This window comes from Caldicellulosiruptor changbaiensis (assembly GCF_003999255.1).
GTDB classification, from domain to species: Bacteria; Bacillota; Thermoanaerobacteria; order Caldicellulosiruptorales; family Caldicellulosiruptoraceae; genus Caldicellulosiruptor; species Caldicellulosiruptor changbaiensis.
Window position 1 is genome coordinate 2,211,997 of sequence record NZ_CP034791.1, and the last position, 22,486, is coordinate 2,234,482.

Consider the following 22,486-nt stretch of genomic DNA (forward strand, 5'->3'; position numbering starts at 1 on the left):
TTAGCTTTCTCCTAACTGAAAGATAAAAATAATTATTTTTTATAGAGCAATCTATAATTATTTGTTAGTTTATCACATTTGAAATTTTGAAAATTCAATTGTAAATGGTTTATCATTAAAACTGTATTTTATTTCCAAATTCCTGTTATAACCTAACAGAATAATATTTTTTACACAATGTATTGATTTAGTTTAATATACTTAGATAGATATTTATACATTCTTACAGCATTGTTGTTAAATTACTGGTATATATTGTTGACTTCATCAATATTAGAGTATATAATAATAGCAACAAAAATTTTTTATAATAACTAAAAATAGAAAGGTGTGTGATTGCCAATGTATAACAAGAAACAAGTATATCTTATTATTCTTACTTTAACTGCAATATTTTGCTTACCATTAATGACCAACATTGTCTTTGCACTATCAAATAAATTAGACACTTATCAAGGAACAGGATTTACTGATGTCGGCAAAGAATCTGTTGACAGTTTTACAATTACAAAAGGTGATTTTTATTGTTATCACAGAATAACTAAATCAACTCGATGGAATACTGGGACATATGCTGAAATGAAATTAACTCCTCTTAAAAAAGAATGGTTGGGATACAAGGCTGTAAGTAATAAAGCTCAAACAATTCAAGTTAGTCCAAATGATACATCATATTATACACTTCCATTTACTGAGCTTTCTGACGGAACTTATAAAATATACTTCCAGTCCACTTATAAAGATAATGTAGATTTTGATGGTATTGTATATGACGATAAGTAATATTAGAAATTTTAGCAGGGGGACCATTATGAAACTTAAAGAAATCTTAAAAAATGCATTTATAGTTATATGTTCTCTTGTTTTGTCAATGTTTTTATGTTATTATGTTTTAGATGATATCTGGTTACATTTTTCAATTGAAGCATTTAGCTTTATATTTTTGAGAGTTTTTGTAGCTATTTTATTGTTTTCTCTCTTGCATCTTATATTTAACGGAAAATTATATTATTTCATGTTAGATATTTTATTTACCAGTTATATTGTTTTAGTTATTTCGCTTAGCTTTTTCCGGATAAGCAGATCAGAACATTACATCAACTTTAATTTAAATGAAATAATTAATTATAGTTTATCTCAAATAATTGAAAACTTCATTTTGTATTTGCCAGCTGGTTTTTACCTTTCTTTTAGAATAAAAAATAAACCAAAAATCACAATTTTTATTTTTTTAGTATGTATTATAGTAGTTGAATTGTTACAGTTTTTAACAAAAAGGGGTGTATTTGATATTTTAGACATTATAATTAATTTACTTGGTTATCTTACAGGAATCTTGATATTCAACATACCCCAAATAAAAAACTTTTTTAATAACAAAAAAAGACCAGCTAATTAAAAGCAAGAGGTTTTTAAAAAATTTTGAATATATTTTTTACCGCAGAACAATACTCTTCGCAATATTTCTGAACCTCTTTTTGATATTTTGTTCTTCGTGCCAACAAATTGCCATGATTGAACTACCGAGAGGGTTAAACCAAAATATGCAACTAATTTGTTTTGTAAGCAATCAATTCATCGTTAAAATGATAATATTGACAACAATCTTTTTGGATATTTAATAGTTAAAAGAGGGGCTTTTCAAATTTTTTGTGAAAAGCCCCTCTTATCTTTATTTTTATTTTGAACTTGATTTTCTAACTTTACATTTTAATGTATTTATTCTTTTTTGTATTTGTATGTTATTATTGTGTTTAAATATAATAAATATAAAACAAATAAGAATACTGCTATCTCATTAAAAGTACTTTTTTCAAGTCAAATTAATCTATAATTCCCAAAACCAAAAAGATAAAAAATACCGGTAATATAATATTCTACCATTCTTCTCCTACCTTATTATTTTTTGATATATTTCCGCGCTATAATAATTAATACAAAAAACGCTGTAAAAAATCATACTCCATTTATTGGTCTTTTCTAATCAATAATCTCATCAATTGGCGCACCGGGTGGGACAATTGGCAGCGCTTTTTCGTCCTTGTCAATTACAAAGTCAATTACAGTTGGTCTTCCTGCCTCTAACGCTTTTAAAATAGCCCCGTCAACCTCATCTGGTGATGTAACTCTTATGCCAAGTGCACCGTATGCATCTGCAAGCTTTACAAAATCTGGTGGCCTGTCAAGGGTTGTTTGAGAAAATCTTTTTCCATAGAAAAGGTCCTGCCACTGGCGAACCATGCCCAACACACCATTGTTAAGCAGTGCAACTATCACAGGAATGTTGTAGTGAACAGCTGTTGCAAGCTCGCCACAGTTCATTCTAAAACTTCCATCTCCTGCAATATCAATTACTACTTTGTCTGGTCTTGCTATCTTTGCTCCAATTGCTGCACCAAAACCATAACCCATTGTACCAAGACCACCTGAAGAAATAAACTGTCTTGGCCTTTGGTATTTGTAAAACTGTGCTGCCCAAATCTGGTTTTGTCCAACCTCTGTTGTGATTATTGCATCGTTGTTGGTAAGAGCAGAAATTCTCTCAACAACATACTGTGGATGAAGCTTGCCATCTTGAGGATAGCTCAAAGGATAGTTTTTCTTCCATTCATAAATCATCTCTATCCAGTCTGTGTTAGTCTTCTTCTGTACATTTTCAACCAAGATTTTCAATATCTGCTTTACATCACCAATCAAGGCAATATCTGTGCTCACATTCTTGTCTATTTCAGCAGGGTCAATGTCTATGTGAATAATCTTGGCATTTGGCGCAAACCTGTCTACCTTGCTTATTACTCTGTCTGAAAACCTCGCACCAATAGCAATCAAAAGGTCACAGTGTGAAACTGCATAGTTAGAAGCACGACTTCCATGCATTCCAACAAGCCCTGTATAGTTTGGATGAGTTGATGGGAATCCACCAACACCCATCAAAGTTGTTGCAACTGGCGCATTTATCTTTTCTGCAAATTGAATGAGCTCTTCTGATGCCTCTGACGAAATAACCCCTCCGCCTGAGCAGATAAAAGGTCTTTGACTTGAATTTATAAGCTCAATCGCTTTTTCTATCTCTTCTTGTGTTGCAAAAACCTTTTTCCTAATTTTCTTTGGCTCCTTTCTCTCATATTCAGCATACTGCGCAGTAACATCCTTGCATACGTCAACCAAAACAGGTCCCGGTCTTCCACTTTGCGCAATTTCAAATGCACGTCGAATGGTATCGGCTAAAACATTTACATCTTTTACAATAAAATTGTGCTTTGTAATTGGCATAGTAATACCTGTTATATCAACCTCTTGGAACGAGTCTTTGCCAAGCAAGTTTGTTGGCACCTGACCTGTTATTGCAACAACTGGTACTGAGTCCATGTAGGCTGTTGCAATACCTGTAACAATATTTGTAGCACCGGGGCCTGAGGTTGTAAACACAACCCCAACCTTGCCAGATGCTCTTGCATACCCGTCTGCAGCATGGGAGGCGTGCTGTTCGTGCGATGTCAAATAGTGTTTTATCTCATTTTGATGTTTATAAAGCGCATCGTAGATATTCAGGGCAGCACCACCAGGATATCCAAATACCTCTTTTACCCCTTGTTCTTTTAAACACTCAATAATAATCTCTGCACCTGTCAGCTTCAAAATACCACAACCCCCAAACCAAGATTTTTATTCAAGTATAGCACCAGTTGACGCTGACCTTACAAGTTTTGAGTATCTGTAAAGATACCCCTTTTTCACTTTTGGCTCAAATGGCCCAAGACTTTCAAGTCTTCTTTTTATTTCTTCTTCAGGCACCTCTAAGGTAAGAGTTTTATTTTCTATGTCAATCGAGATGATATCTCCATCTTGCACAGCTGCAATCGGACCTCTCTCTGCTGCCTCTGGTGATACATGGCCAAAACAAGCGCCTCGTGTTGCACCAGAAAACCTTCCATCGGTGATGAGTGCAACATCTTCAATTAGTCCAACACCTGCCAAAGCTGATGTCGGTGAGAGCATCTCTCTCATCCCCGGTCCGCCTTTGGGACCTTCGTATCTTATAACAATCACATCGCCCTTTTGAATTTTCCCTTTCAAGATTGCTTCAAACACCTCTTCACCGCTTTCAAACACGCGCGCAGGTCCTCTGTGCTTCATTAGCTTTGGCGGCACAGCACTTTTCTTGACAACAGCACCATCTGGTGCAAGGTTGCCTCTTACAATCACAAGCCCGCCTGTTTCAGAATATGGATTGCCGATTGGCCTGATTACATTGTAATCTTTAACTTTTGCATCTTTGATATTCTCTCCCACAGTTTTCCCTGTAACTGTCAAAAGATTCAAATGAATCAAACCTTTTTTAGAAAGCTCATTCATAACAGCTTGAACGCCGCCCGCAAAGTAAAGGTCTTCGATGTGGTAATGCCCTGCTGGTGAAAGTTTGCAAAGGTTTGGTGTTCTGTCACTGATGTCATTTATAATATCAAGGTTTAGCTTAATACCAACCTCATTTGCTATTGCAGGAAGGTGCAAAATGGTGTTTGTTGACCCACCAAGCGCCATATCAACTGTCAAGGCATTTTCAAATGCCTCAATTGTTAAAATATCAGATGGTTTTATGTCTCTTTCTACAAGCTCAACTATCTTCATCCCGGCTATTTTAGCAAGGCGGATTCGTGCTGCCATCACAGCCGGAATTGTGCCATTCCCAGGAAGAGCCATTCCAAGTACTTCGCTCAAACAGTTCATTGTGTTTGCTGTGAACATGCCAGAACAAGAACCACAACCAGGGCATGCATTCTCTTCCAGAGCAAAAAGCTCCTCATCGGTAATCTTGCCAGCAGAGTACGCACCTACTGCTTCAAACACAGAATTCAAATCACATACCTTATTATCTACCTTGCCAGCAAGCATTGGACCGCCGCTTATAAGTATGCTTGGGATATTCACTCTTGCTGCAGCCATCAGCATTCCTGGTACAATCTTGTCGCAGTTTGGAATCAAGACCATGCCATCAAACTGATGTGCCATTACCATTGCTTCAATTGAGTCTGCAATCAGTTCTCTTGTGATGAGAGAATACTTCATTCCAATATGACCCATTGCAATTCCATCACACACACCAATTACGTTAAACTCTATAGGTGTTGCACCTGCAAGTCTGATACCTGCTTTTACTGCCTCTGCAATCTTGTCAAGGTGAATATGCCCAGGAACCACTTCGTTCCATGAATTTACAACAGCAATCAAAGGCCTTTTGAGTTCTTCATCTGTATATCCCATTGCCTTGAAAAGCGAGCGCTGAGGCGCTTTTTCAAAACCTTTTTTTACAATGTCACTCCTCATTATTTTTCACAGCTCCTTTAAAAGAATACTTTAGTCATATATATCAACACCATCAACAAGTGTAAGTTTTTTGAATTCTTCCATTAGTTTTTTTGTAATCGGTCCGACCTCACCATTGCCTATTTTTCTTCCATCAACCTCTGTGACTGCTATAACCTCTGCTGCCGTGCCCGTAAAGAAACACTCATCTGCATTGTAAAGGTTAAATAGTGTGAACACTTTTTCATACACAGGAATACCAAGATCTTTTGCAAGTTTCATCACAGTTCTTCTTGTAATACCATCCAAAGCTCCAAGGTAAACAGGTGGTGTGATAAGCTCGCCATCCTTTACAATGAAGATATTATCACCCGTGCACTCTGTAACATAACCATCTTGTGTGAGCATTATAGCCTCTGGTACACCTGCCATGTTTGCCTCAATCTTTGCTAAGATGTTATTTAGATAGTTCAATGACTTTATCTGAGGGTCTAAACACTGAGGACTATTCCTTCTTGTTGAAGCAGTAATAACCTTCATTCCCTTTTCATACATTTCCTGTGGATATAAAACAATTGAGTCAGCAATGATGACAATTGTCGGTTTTGGACATTTAGTGGGTGAGAGGCCTAAATCACCAACACCGCGTGACACAACAAGCCTTATATACCCATCTTTTATGTTATTAACTCTGCATGTCTTCTTTAAAGCCTCAATTATCTCTTCCTTTGATATTGGAATTTCCATGTAAATAGCCTTTGCTGCTTGATACAGCCTGTCCACATGTTCTTTACATTTAAAAATCTTTCCGTTGTAAACTCTTATTCCTTCAAACACCCCATCGCCATACAAAAACCCATGGTCAAACACTGATACTTTTGCCTCTGATTTTTTATAAAACTCCCCATCGATGTATATTAGTTTTTCTTCCATCGGAACATTTCCCCCTATGTGCATTATTAATTTTTTCAGGAAAAACTAAAAGATGATTAATTATTTATTGTATAACACTTAAAAACTTATGTCGACATGTTTTTTTGTACCACTTTGCATTTTTTTAATGATTTTTTCTTCTGAGAAGAGACTACATAAAAAGTTGAAGTTATTTTTATACATTATACCTAAGAGAAATTAGAAAGACAATAACAAAAAAGAAAAAGACCTCAAAACTGAGGTCCTAAAAAGCTTTACTGCACACATTCTAAAATTCTGCACATCCACTTGTACGTCTCGACAACCTCATCCAACACTGCATATTCAGATGGGGTGTGAGGATTGTAATAACCAACAGAAAGACAAAAGCTGCTTATTCCAAACCTGTCAGCGATGTATCTTATATCGGCAATGTGAGGACTTTTTTCTTTCTTTGCTGGAATTCCTAAACTTTTGCCTATTTCAATTACCTTGTCAATGCATTCTTTCTTAAAACATACATCTTTGCCACCATAGCTGCAGACAACATCGCCAAAACCCCGTCTGTCAAGGCCAATCACAAGATTTACACCTTTGAAAAACTCTGGATGGTTTTCAATGAAAAATATTACTCCTCTATGTTCGTCTTCGCAGGAAGTTGTGAGGAGAAATTTGAACTGGTAGTGGGTAAATCTCAAAAGAGCCAAAATGATTGCAATTCCGCATCTGTCATCAGCGCCTATTGGTCTTGTACCGTTTCCTTCAATTCTATCCGTTTTTTCATCGTAAACTACTTCCATCATCCAGTTTTTGCCCATCTCTTCACTTCCTACAGAGTCAAGATGGGCATTTAAAAGTACTTTTGGATTTTTTCCTCTTTCACCAAATAGATTGTTTTGCTTGTCATCATCATAGAAAACCAGCATCTCACTCAGTTCATTTTCTACAAACTCTTTCAGCTCTTCCTCTTTGCCAGGGTAGGACTCTATCGCGCACATCTTTAAAAGAAGTGACCTTATATAATCTCTTACCCCTCGGACATGGCATGGTACCTTCTTAAATGTTTCTTTATTTTTATTATATCACTTTTTTGGTGAGAATATATAAAAATTTTTCATGGAAAACTAAAAAAACCATGGGATTCGCCCATGGCTGGGAAAATATTTTATTGAGAAAATATTTTATAAAGAATTTGTCCACTTGCCGCACCTGTCTCCCCACATTGCAATAACTTTTCCTTCCATTGAGACTTTTACAACCTCACACCTGTTAGAACATCCTTTGCACTCAAAAGATGAGGTTGTAAATTCAATATCTGCTGCATCAAAGCCTCTAAAATTTGTCTTTACCTTGTTTTTCTCAACATAATCCTTTGCCAATATTGCGCTACCTATTGCCCCCATAACGTTAAAGTGTTCGGGGACAATAATTTCGCTTTTTAGCTCTCTTTCAAACGCAGCTTTTATGCCCTTGTTTGCTGCAACTCCGCCCTGGAAAACAAACGGTGGTTCTAAGTTTTTGCCCCTTCCAACATTGTTCAAGTAATTTCTCACAAGCGCATCGCAAAGCCCTCTTATAATCTCAGCCTTTGAAAATCCAAACTGCTGCTTTGCAATCATATCTGACTCTGCAAACACAGTACACCTTCCTGCAATCCTGACAGAATTTTTTGCTGACAGTGCCAAGTCACCAAACTGCTCAATTGGAATTTTGAGTCTTTCTGCCTGATGGTCCAAAAAAGAACCCGTACCAGCTGCACATACAGTGTTCATTGCAAAGTCCACAACCATCTGGTCTTTGATAATTATTATTTTTGAGTCCTGTCCTCCTATCTCAAAGATTGTCCTAACATTTGGAACAAAATGGATTGTGGCTGTCGCATGTGCTGTTATTTCGTTTTTTATAACATCCGCACCCAAGATTGCTCCTGCAAGCTGTCTGCCTGAACCAGTTGTGCCAACCCCTAAGACCTCAACATCTCCAAGACTCTCTTTTAGTTGCCGTATTCCCTCTTTAACAGAGTCAATTGGTTGCCCATTTGTCCTGATATATGTCTTAAAAAGGACATTTACATCTTTGTCAATCGCAACAACATTTGTAGACACAGAACCAACATCAACGCCTATGTAAATACTCTTCATACCATGACAACCCTTTCTTCATCAGCATGTTGTTGGAGATTATTTATAAGGACCTCATTTGTCTTTCCTTTCTTTCTATTTCTCAAAAGGTCAACAAAGGCTTCTATTCTTGTTAGCATATTTGCCTTTCCTGTTTGCTCATCAATTGGCAAAGATAGGATTGGAATATCAACCTCTTTTGAAATCTTTGGAATCAAGCTTTGTGTCACAAGCTCAGGCAAGCATGCAAACGGCATTAGGTGTACAATTCCATCAAACCCTCTTTCTTTAAAGTCTATAATATGTCCAACTGTTTCAACTGCATGCCCACCTATCAGAATCTTTATATATCTTTGTCCTTTTTTAATTATCTCTTTAAACCTCTTCGGTCGAAGTGCCCATGGGACTAAATTGTCGTTTATCCACTCAAAAAGATATAAGCTTCTTTCAACCTCAACACCAAGATTGCCTAAAATCTCTTCTATGCCAAAATTAATTGAACTTTCCATAACAACGTAAATCTCACCAACAATACCAACCTTAATTTTATCTCTTTCATCAACTTCCTTTGTGGGAATGCTAAGGAGCATATTCTTGCACTCTTCATATACTTTATAAAGCTCTTTTCGTGTCTTTATCTTGTCAAACTTTTCTTGGATCTCATTCCACACTTGAGTTGTCTGACCTTTATTGATTTCATAAGGTCTTATCTTTTGAACCATCTTTTCAAGCTCATCTAACTTCTGGACAAACCTGTATAATGTATACATTCTGTTTATTACTTTAGGCCATGGAACACCATTTCGGATTTTTTGGACATTTCTCCAAAATGCCTTCCAGTTATCCTGTGGTGCGTCGAATATTATAAGTTCAACATCGTCATAACCAAGCGACTTTAAAATGTTCCTGTGAGTGTCACCATAAAAACCTGCTCTGCAAGGCCCGTGCCCGCCAGAGGTCACAAGCACCTTTGCACCCTTTTCAATAGCCTCTAAGTATGTGCCCATGACCATCTTTAAAGGAATACAAGCAAACTCGGGTGAGTACTTCACACCAAGGTCCATTGTCCTCTGCGTTGGTTTTGGGGGCATTATAACTTCATGTTCTAAAAACTCAAAAAGCTTCTTGTACACAATTGCTGAGCCCATATATGGAAACGAAACCTTCATTTTCAATTACCTCCGCACTAAACTCCACGCGAAACACTTGCCCATTTCTTTCTCTTTAACATATCCACAAACGCTTCTATTCTTGTAAGCATGTGCCCTTCACCTGTGTGCTCATCCACCCTCAAGGTCGTAAAAGGCTTCCCTGCAACATCGCTTTCATACTGCAAAAACCTTCCAACAATGGCATCAGGGCCACATCCGAACGCCGTTACATGAATTAGTCCATCAACTTCTGGGTCTTTGAGATAGAAAAGACCTGCGCCAAGTACCCTGTTTGAAAACGTCCAGAATAGCCTTTTTCTGTAGTGTCTGAGGTTTTCATATGCAATATCTATTGGTACCATTTCAAAGGTTTTTATATTCACATTCATTGCTTCCAGTTTTTTTATTACATCCATGCTGATAAATGAGTCATAAACATCATAGACATATCCTAAAACAGCAATTGTTACTTCTCCATCTTTTTTGACCTTTCCCAAATCCTTCTCCCATCGCTGTAGCTTGTAGCTCTCAAGTGCCTTGTCACAGGTAAGTCCACTGTGAAGCAAATTTTTAAACCTCAAAAATACCTCCTCAGCCTTTTTTAAGGCAAGCCTTATCTCTCTGTGTGAAAATCCAAATATATCTGTCAATATATCATATGTTTTTGGTGAACTAATATCTTCATTGTTTTTTTCATTTATTATTGGCGAAATAACTCTTCCATGACTTCCTTCAACAGTTCCTTCAATTATATCAGGAAGTCCCATAAACTTAGGACAAAAATATTCCGGTTTTCTTATTCGTGCAAATCTTGGTACAAATACATAATCTGCCTTTTCAAGACCCTCTATTACATGTCCGGTAAAAATCTTAATTGGCGCACAAATATCAGACACAGCAGCTTTAGAGCCTTTGTCAAGAATGTCTTTATTTGTTATTCCAGTGTCAACTACTTCAAAGCCAAGCTCTTTAAACAAGGTATCCCACAGCGGAAAATAATAGTAATATAAAAGTGCATGGGGAATCGCTATCTTCATAAAGATTTATCTCCTTTAACCTCTATTGTATCCTTTACTATTATAACACAATCCAAAATAGGTGTCTAAAAAAAGGGGCAGCTATCTTTTGAAAAAACAACTGCCCCTTTCTTGGTTAGTCTTTTGGTCTCATTGTCGGAAAGAGTAAAACATCCCTGATAGAGTATGAATCTGTTAAAAGCATCACCAGTCTGTCAATCCCAATGCCAAGCCCACCTGTCGGTGGCATTCCGTACTCTAACGCTTCTAAAAAGTCCTCGTCCATCATGTGAGCTTCTTGGTTACCTCTTTGCCTTTCTTTCAGCTGTTCTAAGAACCTCTCTCTTTGGTCAAATGGGTCGTTTAGCTCCGAAAAAGCGTTCGCAATCTCCCTGCATGTTATGAAAAGTTCAAACCTTTCTGTAAACTGTGGATTGTCTTTTTTTCTCTTTGCAAGTGGTGATACCTCAACTGGATAGTCCATAATAAATGTGGGCTGGACTAAAAAGTCCTCAACCTTTTGCTCAAAAACCTCGTTTATAATGTGGCCTACTTGCCAGTTTTCCTCAACCTCAATACCAAGATCTTTTGCAATCTTTCTTGCCTCATCCAAAGAAGAAACCTGTGAAAAGTCAACTCCTACATATTTTTTTATCGCATCAATCATTGTAAGCCTTTGCCAAGGTGGTGTCAAGTCAATCTCTTGCCCCTGATATGTTATTTTTAGCGTTCTCAAAACCTCTTTTGCAACAGTTGTTATTAGCTCTTCGGTTAAATTCATCATATCTTTATAATCAGCATAGGCCTGATAAATCTCAATTGTTGTAAATTCTGGATTGTGCTTGATTGAGATACCTTCGTTTCTAAACACACGACCAAGCTCGTAAACTTTATCAAACCCGCCAACAATAAGCCTTTTTAAATGAAGCTCTGTTGCTATTCTAAGGTACAGGTCAATGTCAAGTGCGTTGTGGTGAGTAATGAACGGCCTTGCGGCAGCACCACCCGCAATAGGACTCAAAACTGGCGTTTCTACCTCTAAAAAGCCTCTGTCATCTAAATACTTTCTAATTGAACGAATTATTAAACTCCTTTTTATAAATGTATCTCTCACCTGGGGATTTACAATCAAATCAAGGTATCTTTTTCTGTATCTTGTATCCACATCTCTCAAGCCGTGCCATTTTTCAGGAAGAGGCCTAAGACACTTTGTAAGCATCTCAATCTCTTTAGCCTTGATTGAAATCTCGCCTTTGTGTGTCCTGAAGACCTCACCTTTGACGCCTATAAAATCGCCAATATCATAGTATTCTTTGAACTCCTGGTATTTCTCCTCGCCAACTTCATCAATCTTAATATAAATTTGAATTTTCCCTTTTGGATCTAAAATATCAACAAACGAAGCCTTACCATGACCCCTTTTTGATAGCATTCTTCCTGCAACAGAGACAAACTGACCTTCAAACTTCTCAAAATTTTCTTTAATCTCTGTTGAATAATGAGTAGAATCATACTTTACCTTTTCGTATGGATTGTACTTATTTTGCTGAAGTTCTCTTAGTTTCTTTATCCTATTTTGTATCTGCTCGTTTAGTTCCTCTTGTGTAAACTCAAACTCCTGCATATCCTTTCACCAACTCCGTCTTTTTATTTTGATATCTCAAGTATCTTATATCTGAACTTTCCTGCAGGAACAGTAACCTCCACAACATCTCCAACTTTTTTGCCAATTAGTGCTTTGCCAACAGGTGACTCATCAGAAATCTTAAACTCAAAGGGATTTGCCTCTTTTGAACCAACGATGGAATACTCAACAATCTCACCTGTATCTACATTTTGAATCTTGACGTTTGTACCAATCCCCACAAAGTCAGTTGAAACTTCATCTTTGTCAATTATCTTTGCATTGTTTATAAGCTTTTCTAAGTATGCAATCCTCTCTTCCAAAGCTGCCTGCTCTGCTTTTGCTTCGTCGTACTCAGAGTTTTCGGAAAGGTCACCAAATGAACGTGCAATCTTTATCTTTTCAGCAACCTCTTTTCTTTTAACAGTCTTTAGATTTTCAAGCTCTTTTAAGTACTTTTCATAAGCCTCACGAGAAAGTTGAAACTTTGCTGTATCCATTTCTCTTGCCATTTTTTCCTCCCCTTTTTCTATGAAGAAAATTGAAATCTCGTTTTTAAGATTAATTTTAGTTTATTGATATATAATTTATGCTTGAACATTTTAACTTTTGTCAATTATAAACCAAAGGACTTTTTATGTCAAGAAAGAAAAGTTGAGATTCATTGCAGAAATTCCTTATCAAGTATGGTATAATATAAAGAAAACTCTTGTATAAAAAGAAGGTGTATAAACGATGCAAAAAAATATCAATATAGAATTTCCTCTAGAAATATTCTTGGCTTTACGGGAAGACGAAAACAAATTATCTGCTGAAATAAAAAAGTTAATTGCCGCAAAGTATTATAAAGAAAAAAAATTATCAATTGGTCAAGCGGCTGAACTTGCAAACCTCAGTGAGGAAGAATTTATTAAATACTTGGCTGAACAAGGAATTTCAATATTTAATTTTGACCACCCAAATGAAATAATAGAGGATGTTCAAAATGCGTAAAGTAATAGATAATTCCACTCCTATAATTGCTCTTAACTCTATTAATAAACTATATTTGTTAAAGTCCCTTTATGAAAAAGTTTATATTCCATATGCTGTGTACGAAGAAGTTGCGTTAAGTGGCCCTGAAGACAAAAGAATAAATGTTAAAAAGCATGAATTTATTGTCATAGAAAAAATTAAAAATGAAGAAGCTAAAAAATTTTTTTCGACTTCATTGCATAAGGGCGAAGTAGAAGTAATAATCTTAGCAAAAGAAATAAATGCCGAACTTTGCGTTATTGATGATTACCTTGCAAGAAAATATGCAAACTTATTTGGCTTGAAAGTAACAGGTACTATTGGTATTCTAATTAAAGCTAAAGAAAAAGGGTTAATTCAACACGTTAAACCGTTTCTTGATGAATTAATAAAAAACAAAATTTATATTGGCAAAGATTTGTATAACCAAATTTTGGAAATTGCCAAAGAAAAATAAATCATTCTTCATCCTCTGGCTCTATATGAATTGTTATATAAGAGTTTGGCAGGGCATTTTTAATCTCATCCTCAATCATATTACAAAGATTGTGTGCATCAATCAAAGTTGTTGAGTTTTCCATTCGTATATGAACATCAATCTCCCTTCTGTCGCCACTCTTTCTTGTTCTAAGCTTGTGATAACTTGTCACCTGTGAATACTTTTTTATGATATCCTCTATCAGTTTTATCTCTTCTTGAGGAAGGCTTTTGTCAACAAGATCACACAAAGCTTTTTTTGTAAGATCTATAGAAGCCTTTATTATCATTAAAGCGACAATTATAGCTATTATTGGGTCTAAGATGTATATATGTGTAAATTTGATTACAAGAAGCCCTAAGAATACGCCAAATGAAGTAAATACATCAGTAAAAAGATGCATTGCGTCAGCTTCTAAAGCGACCGAGTCGGTTTTTTGGGCAATCTTAAAGAGTTTTGAAGATATAAAAAGATTGACAATGGCTGAAATTAGCATAACCCCAATACCTGCATTTATACTCTCAATCTCCCCCTTGTGTATTATTTTCTTTATGGCCTCATAAATTATCAGAGTAGCTGCCAAGAATATCAAAATGGCCTCAAAGGCACCCGAGACGTTTTCAAATTTGCCGTGCCCAAAAGGATGGTCGCTATCTGCAGGTTTTCTTGCCTGTCTTATAGAAAAATATGCAACAATACTTGCCAAAAGGTCAATCCCTGAGTGAATAGCCTCTGAAATAACAGAGACCGACCCCATTACTACTCCTGCAATCAGTTTAAATAAAATCAATGTGGTGTTTGAAAAAACTGACAAAAGTGCAGCTCCCTGCTTATCCATAAACTATTCTTCAAACTCCTTTCTAAAATTAGCTTTTTTATAAATGGAGGCTTTAGAATAAAAAAATCCTGCGAAGACTCATGTTTTAATAAAAACATGGGTCCCGCAGGCTTTTCTCTCCTGCTGCCTGATTTTGCTCAGGCCCGAAAAGAGCAAACTTTTTGCTCTTTTCTGACCACTTTTTACTTTATTTACTTTCACTTGAATTCTATTTTAACATCAAAAAAGCTTTTTGTAAATACACTCTTAGCTTCTGAAAAGCTGGTAATATAAGTAAAAAGAAGTTTCTCACTCAAAACTCCTATCATAGCCGGTGAAAGACTGCAAAAAGGCGTTTTATCATACACAACAATCTCTTTTAAAGGCAGAAAATCAACCTTGACATTATCTAATGAGATAAACCTTTTTGTAAATATCCCATCTTCAATAATTCCTTGTTCAGGATAACATACTATAATCCTTTCTTGATGAGGCTGACATTCTATATTCTCAAACACAAAAACAATATCCATTTTATTCAGAATCTCTTCATAATCATAAGCCCTCACTAACACAGTCCCAAACTCGCCCAAAAGCTCATCGGCTATCCTTTCAAATCGCTGAGTAGTACTCAAGACATATAAAACTTCAACCTGCTCAGCAATCTCATAGAGAAAACCTGTTTTTCTTGCCTTTTCAATCCCTATTACACCTATTTTCTTATTTTTTAAAGTTGTTCCATATTTTCTCATAATACTCCTTAGTACATAATATGTGAGATAACAGTTTATGTAGATATTTGTATGATAATACTTGTCAAGAAATACTATGCTATTTGACCTCTGACGATGAATATAGTTGTATATCCTCGAAGATTTTTTTGCCATTTTCTCTATTCTCGGAAAAATAAAAAACTCAAGTTTTGTCTCCATGCCATTTATATATCTTATATACTCTTCATATTTTGGTGTAGACCATCTGAGAAGAATTTTTTTTAAAATCCTGGGAAAGTATTTAGGATATCTTTTTAAAAATATTTCTTCATCGCCATGTAGCAAAAATGTTACTGTAAAAATCTTAATCAACCCAAACCATAAATTTTTTATCTATTAATAGAATATTTCTACTCTCGGTTTAAAATCAATTTCTTTTATAAGTTTTTCGAGCTCTTGTTGACTCATTTCTTCTAACCGCTTTCCAGTTAAGGCAACAAGTATTGCCTCAACAACATTCGTACCAAATGACCTGCCATCAAACTCTGGTGTTGTTGTGACAAGCATTTTTAATTTCCTTGCTTTTAGATCTTCAACATCCTCTTTTGTAATAGTATTAGTGATTATTATCTTGTTTTCCAAACTATCTGGCATATACTTTTGAATATATTTATAATCACCTGCTATGATATCTGCAATCTTATAGTATTTCCAATACTTTTGTAGCTTTTTAGGATCTTGTTCTTTTTTATCGTCATTAGGATATAGCATACTGAACGGAAGTTTAATAATAAACGGAACAAGCAAGGCAGCCAGATAGTAAAAGGTCTTTAAGCTTTTTATCATAAAAGGAATTCCAAGCGCAAACAGTGCATCACCAAGCAAGAGCCTGCAACCTGCCTCATAAAGCCCTTCTGCAAGTTTGTACCTGTCAAGCGCACATACAACAAGAGCAGTTTTCCCTTTGAAATCTATGATATTGTTTTCTTGAAGGTATTTTATTACCCATTTTTCAAATGTATTTTTAACACCTGTACCATCGACAAGTGGTGTCTTTTTTGCAGCATCTTTAATAGGAATAGCCTCTCTGATTACGTAGTTTTTCCCCCCACCATAAAGTACAATGTCAATTCCGCCCATGCCAAATGCGTCTACTTTTCCATCAAGACTTTTTATAATCTCAATTGCTTTTTTTATATCTCCATCTGTCCCAATTCTCTCTATTTCAAATTCCACCCCTTTGATATTTGCAAAAACTTTGTGGTTCCTCTTACTTGAACCAATGCTAACACTTACTACCCTTTTCATAAAAAATCATCGCCTCTTTTCTTTATTCAGTAATTGTATCCAAAATCTTTTTAAGAACCTCTATATCCACCTCAACATCATACTTTAGAGGAGATTTCCCAAGTGGAATTGTTATGACCTCACAATCCAAAAATGCTTTAAACCAATTGAGCCTGAAATCTGAACCCATTGCAATCACAATATCAAAACTTCTGAAGTTGTTTATATACTCTCCCATAATATTTAGAAGCTGTGCTGCAGAAAGCGAATTTATGAAATTATTTCTCTCTTCTTCTGTCATCAATAGATAGTAGTTTATTCCGTAACTTCGCAAAACCTCTTCAACCTCTTGCTTGTTCTTTATAGGAAAGCCTATTGCTGCTATATTTTTGCCTTTTCTAACCTCACCCAGACCCTCAAGCTTTGAAATAAATGACCTGTCAACTTTCAGCTTTTCAGCAACCTCTATTTGTGAAAGCCCCTTTTGACGCAAATCAAGAATTCTTTTCACCTCATCGATTATCTTCTGAAGGCTTATGACTTTATCACCTATCCTGTAAAAATCCATCTTTTCATCCCACTTTACCAACATGGTCTTGTTGATTTTATAATACCACAAAAACCCTCTTTATGTTAACATTTTTGTGCACACGGAATTTAAAAAATTTTTAGCTCAAAAGCTTTTTAATATCATCTTCTGAAACCTCAGAAAAGTCCATATAAAACTGTCCAACCGCCCAGAAAGGCTCGCTACTGATAAGATAAAAAATGCCATCACACTCTTTTTCAAGTTCTTTTAGGGTTGACGGAGCAATCACTGGAGTTGCAATATAAATCTGTTTAGGATTTAGTTTTGAAAGAAATCTTATGCACGCCTTTGTGGTTGCACCTGTTGCTATCCCATCATCAACTATTATTGCTATTTTATTTTCCAAACTCTCATACTCCAGCTTTCCTCTGTACTTGATAAGCTGTTGTTTGAGGCTGTTCAAAACCCTTTTCTTTTGGTGTTCTATATATTCCTCTTTCATTGAAAAATATTCTACGTACTCAGTATTTAAAACTATATCTCCGTTTATATCAACCGCTGCAATAGCAAACTCAGCATTAAAAGGCGCTCCAATCTTCTTTGCCAAGACAATATCTAAAGGTAGTTTAAGGTCATCTGCAATCGCTTTTGCAACAACTATTCCACCTCTTGGAACTGCAAAAAGAGTTACATCTTGTCTTTCCTTGAATGATTTTAATTTTTCTGCCAATTTCCTTCCTGCGTCAACTCTATCTTTAAAGTACATTTTTAAATTCACTCCTTTTCCTCGACAAACCATTTACAGTAATAAAAAAGATACCTTAATATTTATTTAACCAAACTGGTGCCTTTTTAAATGGTATAATATGGTACAATATCTATCTTTCTATTAAAACTACCCTTGCAGGGGCACCATCACAACCTTTTACTCTCAAGGGCAAAGCTATAAACTCATATTCACCTTCTGAAACATTAAGCAAACTTAAGCCTTCAATGATTATTATTCCACTTGAAAGAAGGCTTTTGTGAACAGAATAATCTTCCGAACCAAACTCTTCTATTGAGAGGTAATCAATGCCTACAACTTTTACTCCCTTTTCTATGAGATACTCTGCTGCATCAAGCGAAAGGCTCGTATATTTTTCGTAAAATTTGCTTGAATTTAAATACTGTGAGTTTTTTGTCTTGAAAAATATAGCTTTTTCTCTTTCTATATGCTTTTTCTCAAGAAAGCTCCTTGTTATTTTATCCTCTTCTGGCACCTCGAAAATCTTTACCTTGCCCATTAGGTGTTCAAGAGGAATTTTGTCAACTGTCAGCCCACCTTTTATAAAATGTGCAGGTGCGTCTATATGTGTTGCTGTATGTGAAGACAAAGAGAGTTTGCTCACTGTTGCAATATCACCTTTTGTGATGTCAAAAACTCTTTTTACTTCAACTTTTGGATCACCTGGAAATGAAATGGTCTCATTGGAGATGTCAAGGCTTACATCGATTATCTTCATATTATTCAAATCTCCTTTCTTTTAATTTTTTGTAAAGTAACGAAAATAGCTATAAAAACAAAAGGGAGCACTGAAAAGTGCCAATCAATGCTCCCTTTACTGTCTCAACATTTGTATTCACTTACACCTCGTATCTTGCCTTTTCTTCATTTATTAGATTTAAAATAAACTCAACTGCTGATTCTATGTCTACCTCAACCGACTCTTTTGTTCTTCTGTTTCGCACCTCTATCCTCCCATCTGCTATTTTCCTTCCAATTGTTACTCTAAACGGAATTCCTATCAAATCTGCATCCTTGAACTTAACACCAGCCCTTTCATCTCTGTCGTCAATTAAAACCTCAACGCCTTTTTTCTGCAAATCTTCATAAATCTCAAACGCTATCTTACTCTGCTGTTCATCCTTTATGTTTACAGGCACCACAATTACCTCATATGGTGAAACAGTAATTGGCCAAATTATTCCGTCCTCATCGTGCATCTGCTCAATTATAGCAGCGGCAGTCCTGTTGATGCCAATCCCATAGCAGCCCATAATCATAAGTTTCTTTTCGCCTTTTTCGTCTGTGTACACACAATTAAAAGCTTCTGTGTACTTTGTGCCAAGCTTGAATATATGACCAACCTCAATTCCTCTTTCAATTGTCACTTTTTGAGAACGGCACTTTGGACAAAGATCGTCTTGTGTTATATTCCTGAGGTCTGCAAACTTTGTTACTTTAAAATCCGAAAGATTTACATTCTTTATATGATAATCTGTCTTGTTAGCACCTACTACAAAGTTTTTGAGATATTTTACCTCATTGTCAGCATAGATTTCTATTGAAAGTCCAACAGGACCTGCAAACCCGACCTTTGCACCAGTTATCCTCTCGACATCTTCAGCACTCGCCAGCTCAATCTCATTTGCCTTTAAAAGGTTTTTGAGCTTTGTTTCATTGACCTCCCTGTCGCCTCGAACTAAAACTGCAACAAACTTGTCATCTGCCCTGTATATCATTGTCTTTACAAATCTTTTTGCATCTATATTAAGAAAGTTCACAAGCTCTTCAATTGTCCTTACATTTGGAGTATAGACCTCTTGCATTTGCTTTATCTCTTCGGTATTTTCAACAGGTTCATCTAAACACTCTGCCTTTTCCAAGTTTGCAGCATACCCACACGCCTTGCAGTATGCAATCTCTGCCTCACCAACAGATGATGGTACCATAAACTCATGTGAGTTTGATCCACCCATTGCACCTGTATCAGCTTCAACAATCTTTACATCAAGTCCGCATCTTTTAAATATTCGTACATATGCATCATACATCTTCTTGTAAGATATATCCAAGCCTTTTTCATCAATGTCAAAAGAGTATGCATCTTTCATTGTAAACTCTCTGCAGCGCATAACACCAAACCTTGGCCTTCTCTCATCCCTGAACTTTGTTTGAATCTGATACAGAATCTTTGGAAGGTCTCTGTAAGATGTAATCTCATTTCTGACAATGTAAGTAAAAGCCTCTTCGTGAGTCGGTCCAAGGCAGTACTCTCTTTCATTTCTGTCCTTTACCCTGAACATCTCAGGGCCAAAAACTGCCCACCTGCCAGACTCTTCCCACAGCTCCTTTGGCATCAAAGCTGACATGTGCACTTCCTGTGCACCTGCTCTGTCCATCTCTTCTCTCACAATATTTTCAATCTTTCTCAAAACCCTGTATCCAAGTGGTAGATAAACGTAAATACCTGATGAAAGCTGTCTCATAAAACCTGAGCGAAGCATAAGTTTGTGTGATTCTATCTCGGCATCAGAAGGTGTCTCTTTCATTGTTGGCATGAAAAGCTCAGATACTTTCATGTCTCCTATTTTTCCCCTTTCTGAAAGTTTGTTTTATAGTATAAAACTTAGTTTAAAAACAGTTTTTCTATAATCTTCTTTCTCATCTCTCTTTCAACATCCCAGTGTTTTAGCGGTTTGGTTTCAGTCACAATCCTTAAAGTGTATTCTATCCAGTTAGTATCAACAATACCTAAAATCTGTGGCGGTGTTACAATGTCATCTTCAAACTCCTTTTCAATCTCCTCAAACACCTCTTTTAGTTTTTGAGAAACCTCGTCATAACTCATCTTTGTATTTAACTTCACATCAACAATTGCTTTAGAGTTGTGCCTTGACCAGTTCGTAATAGCACCTATTGAACCATTTGGTATAATATGGACTGAGCCGTTATAATCCTGAATCTTGATGGTTTTAATACCCATCTCTTTTACAATTCCACTTCGCCCGTCAATTGTCACATAGTCACCAACAGATAGCTGGTCTTCGATTATCAAAAACAGCCCTGCTATGACATCTCGAATAAGGCTCTGCGCACCAAAACCTATTGCCAAACCTCCAATTCCAGCTACTGCTAATATTGTTTTGATTGAGACATTAAAATTTTCAAGTATAAGCACAATCATAATAAAGTATATAGAGTATTTTACAATACTCTTAAAAAGTGCCGCAAGAGTATCTATCCGTTTTTGGTTAAATGGAATTACACTGCTTTTTTCTCTATTTTTCCATTTCTCAAGCATTTTATTTGAAAATTTTAAAAGTACAAAGCCAACCGCCAGGATAATTATAGAGTATATTATCTTACCACTGTACTTTAAAAGCATTTCCCCAATCTTTTGATATGTCATTTACTCACCCCTTGACAAACTCTTTGAAAAGCTCAAATTGCAAAGCATCTTGCTTCCACATTAGCTCAGGATGCCACTGCACACCCACAAAAAAGTCCCTATCATGTCTCGAGATAGCCTCTATCACACCGTCTTTTGATGTTGCCTCCACTAAAAAGCCTTGAGCTACAGTTTCAATTGCCTGATGATGAAATGAATTGATTAAAATCTCTTCACGTTTAAAAATCTCCTTTAAAATCCTTCCCTTAATTTCTACTGTGTGATAGCCATACTTTCCGTCCATATCTTGAAAGTGGCTTATATAGCCTTCTTTGTCTATGTCTTGCTTTAATGTACCACTAAAAGCAACATTCATTACCTGAATACCTCTGCATATAGCTAAAACTCTTTTGTTTTGCTCATATGAAAGCTTCATTGCTTCAATCTCAATCTCATCTCGAAGAAGATTTATCTTTCTTATTCCTCTTTCTGGCTCTTTTTTATAAAACCTCGGATGTAAATCCTCACCTCCACAAAAAAGTACACACTCACATTCATTTATGTACTCCTCTATCATTCCCTTTGCAAGCTCGCTGAGTGGAAAGATAATAACCTTAGCATTTAAGCTCAGCAGGACCTCTAAATAGTTGCTTACTACGTAAAGGCGTGACTTTTCAAGGTCAAAACCGCCAAAAACTAATACCCTCATTTTCAAAAACTTCTACTGTTTATTGTTCATCTTCCATTCTATGATTCTTCTTGCAACTTCTTTAATAGGCATTTGGTGGTCCATGCTGAGTTTTTGAAGTTTTCTCATTGCAAGCTCCTCATCAAGCTTTAGCTCTTTCATCAAGATTCCTTTTGCTCTTTCAACAAGTTTTCTTGTCTCTAAATCATCCTGCAGTTTTTTTATGTGTTCTTCCAATTTTCTTAATCTTGACCAATTTCTAACCACCATCTCAACAAAAGAAATAAAAGCCCATTTGTTAAATGGACTGTATAAAAATACATTAAATTCATCATCCTCTAAAATAACACTCTCTATGTTAGACTTTTGTGCCTGGTTTGCAAGAATTACAACAGGGCATATTTTGTCATTTTTAAGAATATCTATTATCTCAACCATACTTCCTATACTAAATCCATATTCCATAATTACTACATCAGGTTTTAACACCCTTATCTTTCTGAGACAGTCAGAAAAATCAGAAGCTGTATCTGCGATAGAGTATCCATTTTCTATTAAAGAACTTTTAACAGTGGCAAATAGCTTTTTATTTCTTATGGCCAAGATTACTTTATACATTTTTTGTCATACCCCATCGAATATTATATTAAATAATTTTAACACACCTTATATCTTTTTT

General features: G+C 35.9%; 23 protein-coding genes, 1 pseudogene and 1 riboswitch. Of the genes and pseudogenes, 4 read left to right on the forward strand and 20 right to left on the reverse strand.

All coding sequences use genetic code 11. The features are described from left to right. The first annotated feature begins 408 nt into the window (after positions 1–408). Together ELD05_RS10755 and ELD05_RS10760 are read left to right on the forward strand one after the other, a co-directional pair. On the forward strand, positions 409–783 hold the full coding sequence (locus tag ELD05_RS10755) for a hypothetical protein (protein ID WP_237698987.1): 375 nt from the start codon (positions 409–411) through the stop codon (positions 781–783). A gap of 28 nt (positions 784–811) precedes the next feature. Beyond that, positions 812–1,399, forward strand: a complete 588-nt coding sequence (locus ELD05_RS10760) for a VanZ family protein (protein ID WP_127352419.1) — start codon at positions 812–814, stop codon at positions 1,397–1,399. Positions 1,400–1,443: 44 nt separating this feature from the next. On the opposite strand, the pseudogene ELD05_RS15060 reads toward ELD05_RS10760, so the two are convergent. The 10 genes and pseudogenes from ELD05_RS15060 to greA all read right to left on the reverse strand — a co-directional run. Further along, a pseudogene (locus ELD05_RS15060) lies at positions 1,444–1,557 on the reverse strand (transposase); the annotation flags it as partial. A 423-nt stretch (positions 1,558–1,980) separates the two neighbouring features. Further along, on the reverse strand, positions 1,981–3,639 hold the full coding sequence (gene ilvB / locus ELD05_RS10770; protein ID WP_127352420.1) for a biosynthetic-type acetolactate synthase large subunit: 1,659 nt from the start codon (positions 3,637–3,639) through the stop codon (positions 1,981–1,983). 27 nt (positions 3,640–3,666) lie between these two features. After that, the gene (gene ilvD / locus ELD05_RS10775) at positions 3,667–5,325 is read right to left on the reverse strand and encodes a dihydroxy-acid dehydratase (protein WP_127352421.1); all 1,659 of its coding nucleotides are present in this window, start codon (positions 5,323–5,325) and stop codon (positions 3,667–3,669) included. A 30-nt stretch (positions 5,326–5,355) separates the two neighbouring features. Next, the gene (gene ilvE, locus ELD05_RS10780; RefSeq protein WP_127352422.1) at positions 5,356–6,237 is read right to left on the reverse strand and encodes a branched-chain-amino-acid transaminase; all 882 of its coding nucleotides are present in this window, start codon (positions 6,235–6,237) and stop codon (positions 5,356–5,358) included. A 254-nt stretch (positions 6,238–6,491) separates the two neighbouring features. After that, the gene (locus ELD05_RS10785) at positions 6,492–7,214 is read right to left on the reverse strand and encodes a zinc-binding metallopeptidase family protein (RefSeq protein ID WP_127352423.1); all 723 of its coding nucleotides are present in this window, start codon (positions 7,212–7,214) and stop codon (positions 6,492–6,494) included. Between the two features lie 183 nt (positions 7,215–7,397). Beyond that, positions 7,398–8,357 (reverse strand): acyl-CoA dehydratase activase, encoded by a 960-nt coding sequence (locus ELD05_RS10790; RefSeq protein ID WP_127352424.1) that lies wholly within the window; start codon positions 8,355–8,357, stop codon positions 7,398–7,400. Continuing rightward, positions 8,354–9,505, reverse strand: coding sequence for a 2-hydroxyacyl-CoA dehydratase (locus tag ELD05_RS10795; protein ID WP_127352425.1), 1,152 nt, complete (start codon positions 9,503–9,505; stop codon positions 8,354–8,356). Before ELD05_RS10795 ends, ELD05_RS10790 begins: the two co-directional genes overlap by 4 nt. Positions 9,506–9,522: 17 nt before the next feature. After that, complete coding sequence (locus tag ELD05_RS10800) at positions 9,523–10,524, reverse strand: acyl-CoA dehydratase activase-related protein (RefSeq protein WP_127352426.1); 1,002 nt, start codon at positions 10,522–10,524, stop codon at positions 9,523–9,525. Between the two features lie 115 nt (positions 10,525–10,639). Then, positions 10,640–12,127, reverse strand: coding sequence for a lysine--tRNA ligase (gene lysS, locus ELD05_RS10805; RefSeq protein WP_127352427.1), 1,488 nt, complete (start codon positions 12,125–12,127; stop codon positions 10,640–10,642). A 23-nt stretch (positions 12,128–12,150) separates the two neighbouring features. Then, positions 12,151–12,639 carry a transcription elongation factor GreA gene (gene greA / locus ELD05_RS10810; RefSeq protein WP_127352428.1) on the reverse strand — a complete coding sequence of 163 codons (489 nt, stop codon included), beginning with the start codon at positions 12,637–12,639 and terminating at the stop codon, positions 12,151–12,153. 223 nt (positions 12,640–12,862) lie between these two features. On the opposite strand from greA, the gene ELD05_RS10815 reads away from it, so the two are divergent. Together ELD05_RS10815 and ELD05_RS10820 are read left to right on the forward strand one after the other, a co-directional pair. Next, the gene (locus ELD05_RS10815) at positions 12,863–13,120 is read left to right on the forward strand and encodes a UPF0175 family protein (RefSeq protein WP_127352429.1); all 258 of its coding nucleotides are present in this window, start codon (positions 12,863–12,865) and stop codon (positions 13,118–13,120) included. Continuing rightward, complete coding sequence (locus ELD05_RS10820; protein WP_127352430.1) at positions 13,113–13,598, forward strand: DUF3368 domain-containing protein; 486 nt, start codon at positions 13,113–13,115, stop codon at positions 13,596–13,598. The genes ELD05_RS10815 and ELD05_RS10820 overlap by 8 nt, the downstream gene beginning before the upstream one ends. A gap of 1 nt (position 13,599) precedes the next feature. On the opposite strand, the gene ELD05_RS10825 is transcribed toward ELD05_RS10820, so the two are convergent. The 10 genes from ELD05_RS10825 to ELD05_RS10870 form a co-directional block, all read right to left on the reverse strand. After that, positions 13,600–14,457, reverse strand: a complete 858-nt coding sequence (locus tag ELD05_RS10825; protein ID WP_127352431.1) for a cation diffusion facilitator family transporter — start codon at positions 14,455–14,457, stop codon at positions 13,600–13,602. 96 nt (positions 14,458–14,553) lie between these two features. After that, positions 14,554–14,646: riboswitch (NiCo riboswitch) on the reverse strand. Positions 14,647–14,654: 8 nt separating this feature from the next. Then, on the reverse strand, positions 14,655–15,521 hold the full coding sequence (locus tag ELD05_RS10830) for a hypothetical protein (RefSeq protein WP_127352432.1): 867 nt from the start codon (positions 15,519–15,521) through the stop codon (positions 14,655–14,657). Between the two features lie 24 nt (positions 15,522–15,545). Then, positions 15,546–16,457, reverse strand: coding sequence for a quinate 5-dehydrogenase (locus tag ELD05_RS10835; protein ID WP_127352433.1), 912 nt, complete (start codon positions 16,455–16,457; stop codon positions 15,546–15,548). Between the two features lie 22 nt (positions 16,458–16,479). Continuing rightward, positions 16,480–17,004, reverse strand: coding sequence for a helix-turn-helix domain-containing protein (locus tag ELD05_RS10840; RefSeq protein WP_127352434.1), 525 nt, complete (start codon positions 17,002–17,004; stop codon positions 16,480–16,482). A gap of 100 nt (positions 17,005–17,104) precedes the next feature. Beyond that, positions 17,105–17,731, reverse strand: coding sequence for a phosphoribosyltransferase (locus tag ELD05_RS10845; protein ID WP_127352435.1), 627 nt, complete (start codon positions 17,729–17,731; stop codon positions 17,105–17,107). 112 nt (positions 17,732–17,843) lie between these two features. Continuing rightward, on the reverse strand, positions 17,844–18,470 hold the full coding sequence (locus ELD05_RS10850) for a cyclase family protein (RefSeq protein WP_127352436.1): 627 nt from the start codon (positions 18,468–18,470) through the stop codon (positions 17,844–17,846). A 121-nt stretch (positions 18,471–18,591) separates the two neighbouring features. After that, complete coding sequence (locus ELD05_RS10855) at positions 18,592–20,310, reverse strand: proline--tRNA ligase (protein WP_127352437.1); 1,719 nt, start codon at positions 20,308–20,310, stop codon at positions 18,592–18,594. A 47-nt stretch (positions 20,311–20,357) separates the two neighbouring features. After that, the gene (locus ELD05_RS10860; RefSeq protein WP_206516882.1) at positions 20,358–21,140 is read right to left on the reverse strand and encodes a mechanosensitive ion channel family protein; all 783 of its coding nucleotides are present in this window, start codon (positions 21,138–21,140) and stop codon (positions 20,358–20,360) included. A 4-nt stretch (positions 21,141–21,144) separates the two neighbouring features. After that, complete coding sequence (locus tag ELD05_RS10865) at positions 21,145–21,828, reverse strand: gamma-glutamyl-gamma-aminobutyrate hydrolase family protein (RefSeq protein WP_127352438.1); 684 nt, start codon at positions 21,826–21,828, stop codon at positions 21,145–21,147. Positions 21,829–21,840: 12 nt separating this feature from the next. After that, on the reverse strand, positions 21,841–22,425 hold the full coding sequence (locus tag ELD05_RS10870) for an ANTAR domain-containing response regulator (RefSeq protein ID WP_011916368.1): 585 nt from the start codon (positions 22,423–22,425) through the stop codon (positions 21,841–21,843). Positions 22,426–22,486: the final 61 nt, after the last annotated feature.

Excerpts from the sequence above, each read along its gene's own strand:
- ELD05_RS10865 (WP_127352438.1), bottom strand. The coding sequence starts at position 21,828 with ATGAGGGTATTAGTTTTTGGCGGTTTTGACCTTGAAAAGTCACGCCTT.
- ELD05_RS10800 (WP_127352426.1), bottom strand. The coding sequence starts at position 10,524 with ATGAAGATAGCGATTCCCCATGCACTTTTATATTACTATTATTTTCCG.
- ilvD (WP_127352421.1), bottom strand. The coding sequence starts at position 5,325 with ATGAGGAGTGACATTGTAAAAAAAGGTTTTGAAAAAGCGCCTCAGCGC.
- ELD05_RS10835 (WP_127352433.1), bottom strand. The coding sequence starts at position 16,457 with ATGAAAAGGGTAGTAAGTGTTAGCATTGGTTCAAGTAAGAGGAACCAC.
- ELD05_RS10860 (WP_206516882.1), bottom strand. The coding sequence starts at position 21,140 with ATGACATATCAAAAGATTGGGGAAATGCTTTTAAAGTACAGTGGTAAG.
- ELD05_RS10785 (WP_127352423.1), bottom strand. The coding sequence starts at position 7,214 with ATGTGCGCGATAGAGTCCTACCCTGGCAAAGAGGAAGAGCTGAAAGAG.
- ELD05_RS10790 (WP_127352424.1), bottom strand. The coding sequence starts at position 8,357 with ATGAAGAGTATTTACATAGGCGTTGATGTTGGTTCTGTGTCTACAAAT.
- ELD05_RS10825 (WP_127352431.1), bottom strand. The coding sequence starts at position 14,457 with ATGGATAAGCAGGGAGCTGCACTTTTGTCAGTTTTTTCAAACACCACA.
- ELD05_RS10755 (WP_237698987.1), top strand. The coding sequence starts at position 409 with ATGACCAACATTGTCTTTGCACTATCAAATAAATTAGACACTTATCAA.
- ELD05_RS10820 (WP_127352430.1), top strand. The coding sequence starts at position 13,113 with ATGCGTAAAGTAATAGATAATTCCACTCCTATAATTGCTCTTAACTCT.
- ELD05_RS10815 (WP_127352429.1), top strand. The coding sequence starts at position 12,863 with ATGCAAAAAAATATCAATATAGAATTTCCTCTAGAAATATTCTTGGCT.
- ELD05_RS10840 (WP_127352434.1), bottom strand. The coding sequence starts at position 17,004 with ATGGATTTTTACAGGATAGGTGATAAAGTCATAAGCCTTCAGAAGATA.
- ELD05_RS10795 (WP_127352425.1), bottom strand. The coding sequence starts at position 9,505 with ATGAAGGTTTCGTTTCCATATATGGGCTCAGCAATTGTGTACAAGAAG.
- ELD05_RS10870 (WP_011916368.1), bottom strand. The coding sequence starts at position 22,425 with ATGTATAAAGTAATCTTGGCCATAAGAAATAAAAAGCTATTTGCCACT.
- ELD05_RS10845 (WP_127352435.1), bottom strand. The coding sequence starts at position 17,731 with ATGTACTTTAAAGATAGAGTTGACGCAGGAAGGAAATTGGCAGAAAAA.
- lysS (WP_127352427.1), bottom strand. The coding sequence starts at position 12,127 with ATGCAGGAGTTTGAGTTTACACAAGAGGAACTAAACGAGCAGATACAA.
- ELD05_RS10855 (WP_127352437.1), bottom strand. The coding sequence starts at position 20,310 with ATGAAAGTATCTGAGCTTTTCATGCCAACAATGAAAGAGACACCTTCT.
- ELD05_RS10850 (WP_127352436.1), bottom strand. The coding sequence starts at position 18,470 with ATGAAGATAATCGATGTAAGCCTTGACATCTCCAATGAGACCATTTCA.
- greA (WP_127352428.1), bottom strand. The coding sequence starts at position 12,639 with ATGGCAAGAGAAATGGATACAGCAAAGTTTCAACTTTCTCGTGAGGCT.
- ELD05_RS10760 (WP_127352419.1), top strand. The coding sequence starts at position 812 with ATGAAACTTAAAGAAATCTTAAAAAATGCATTTATAGTTATATGTTCT.
- ilvE (WP_127352422.1), bottom strand. The coding sequence starts at position 6,237 with ATGGAAGAAAAACTAATATACATCGATGGGGAGTTTTATAAAAAATCA.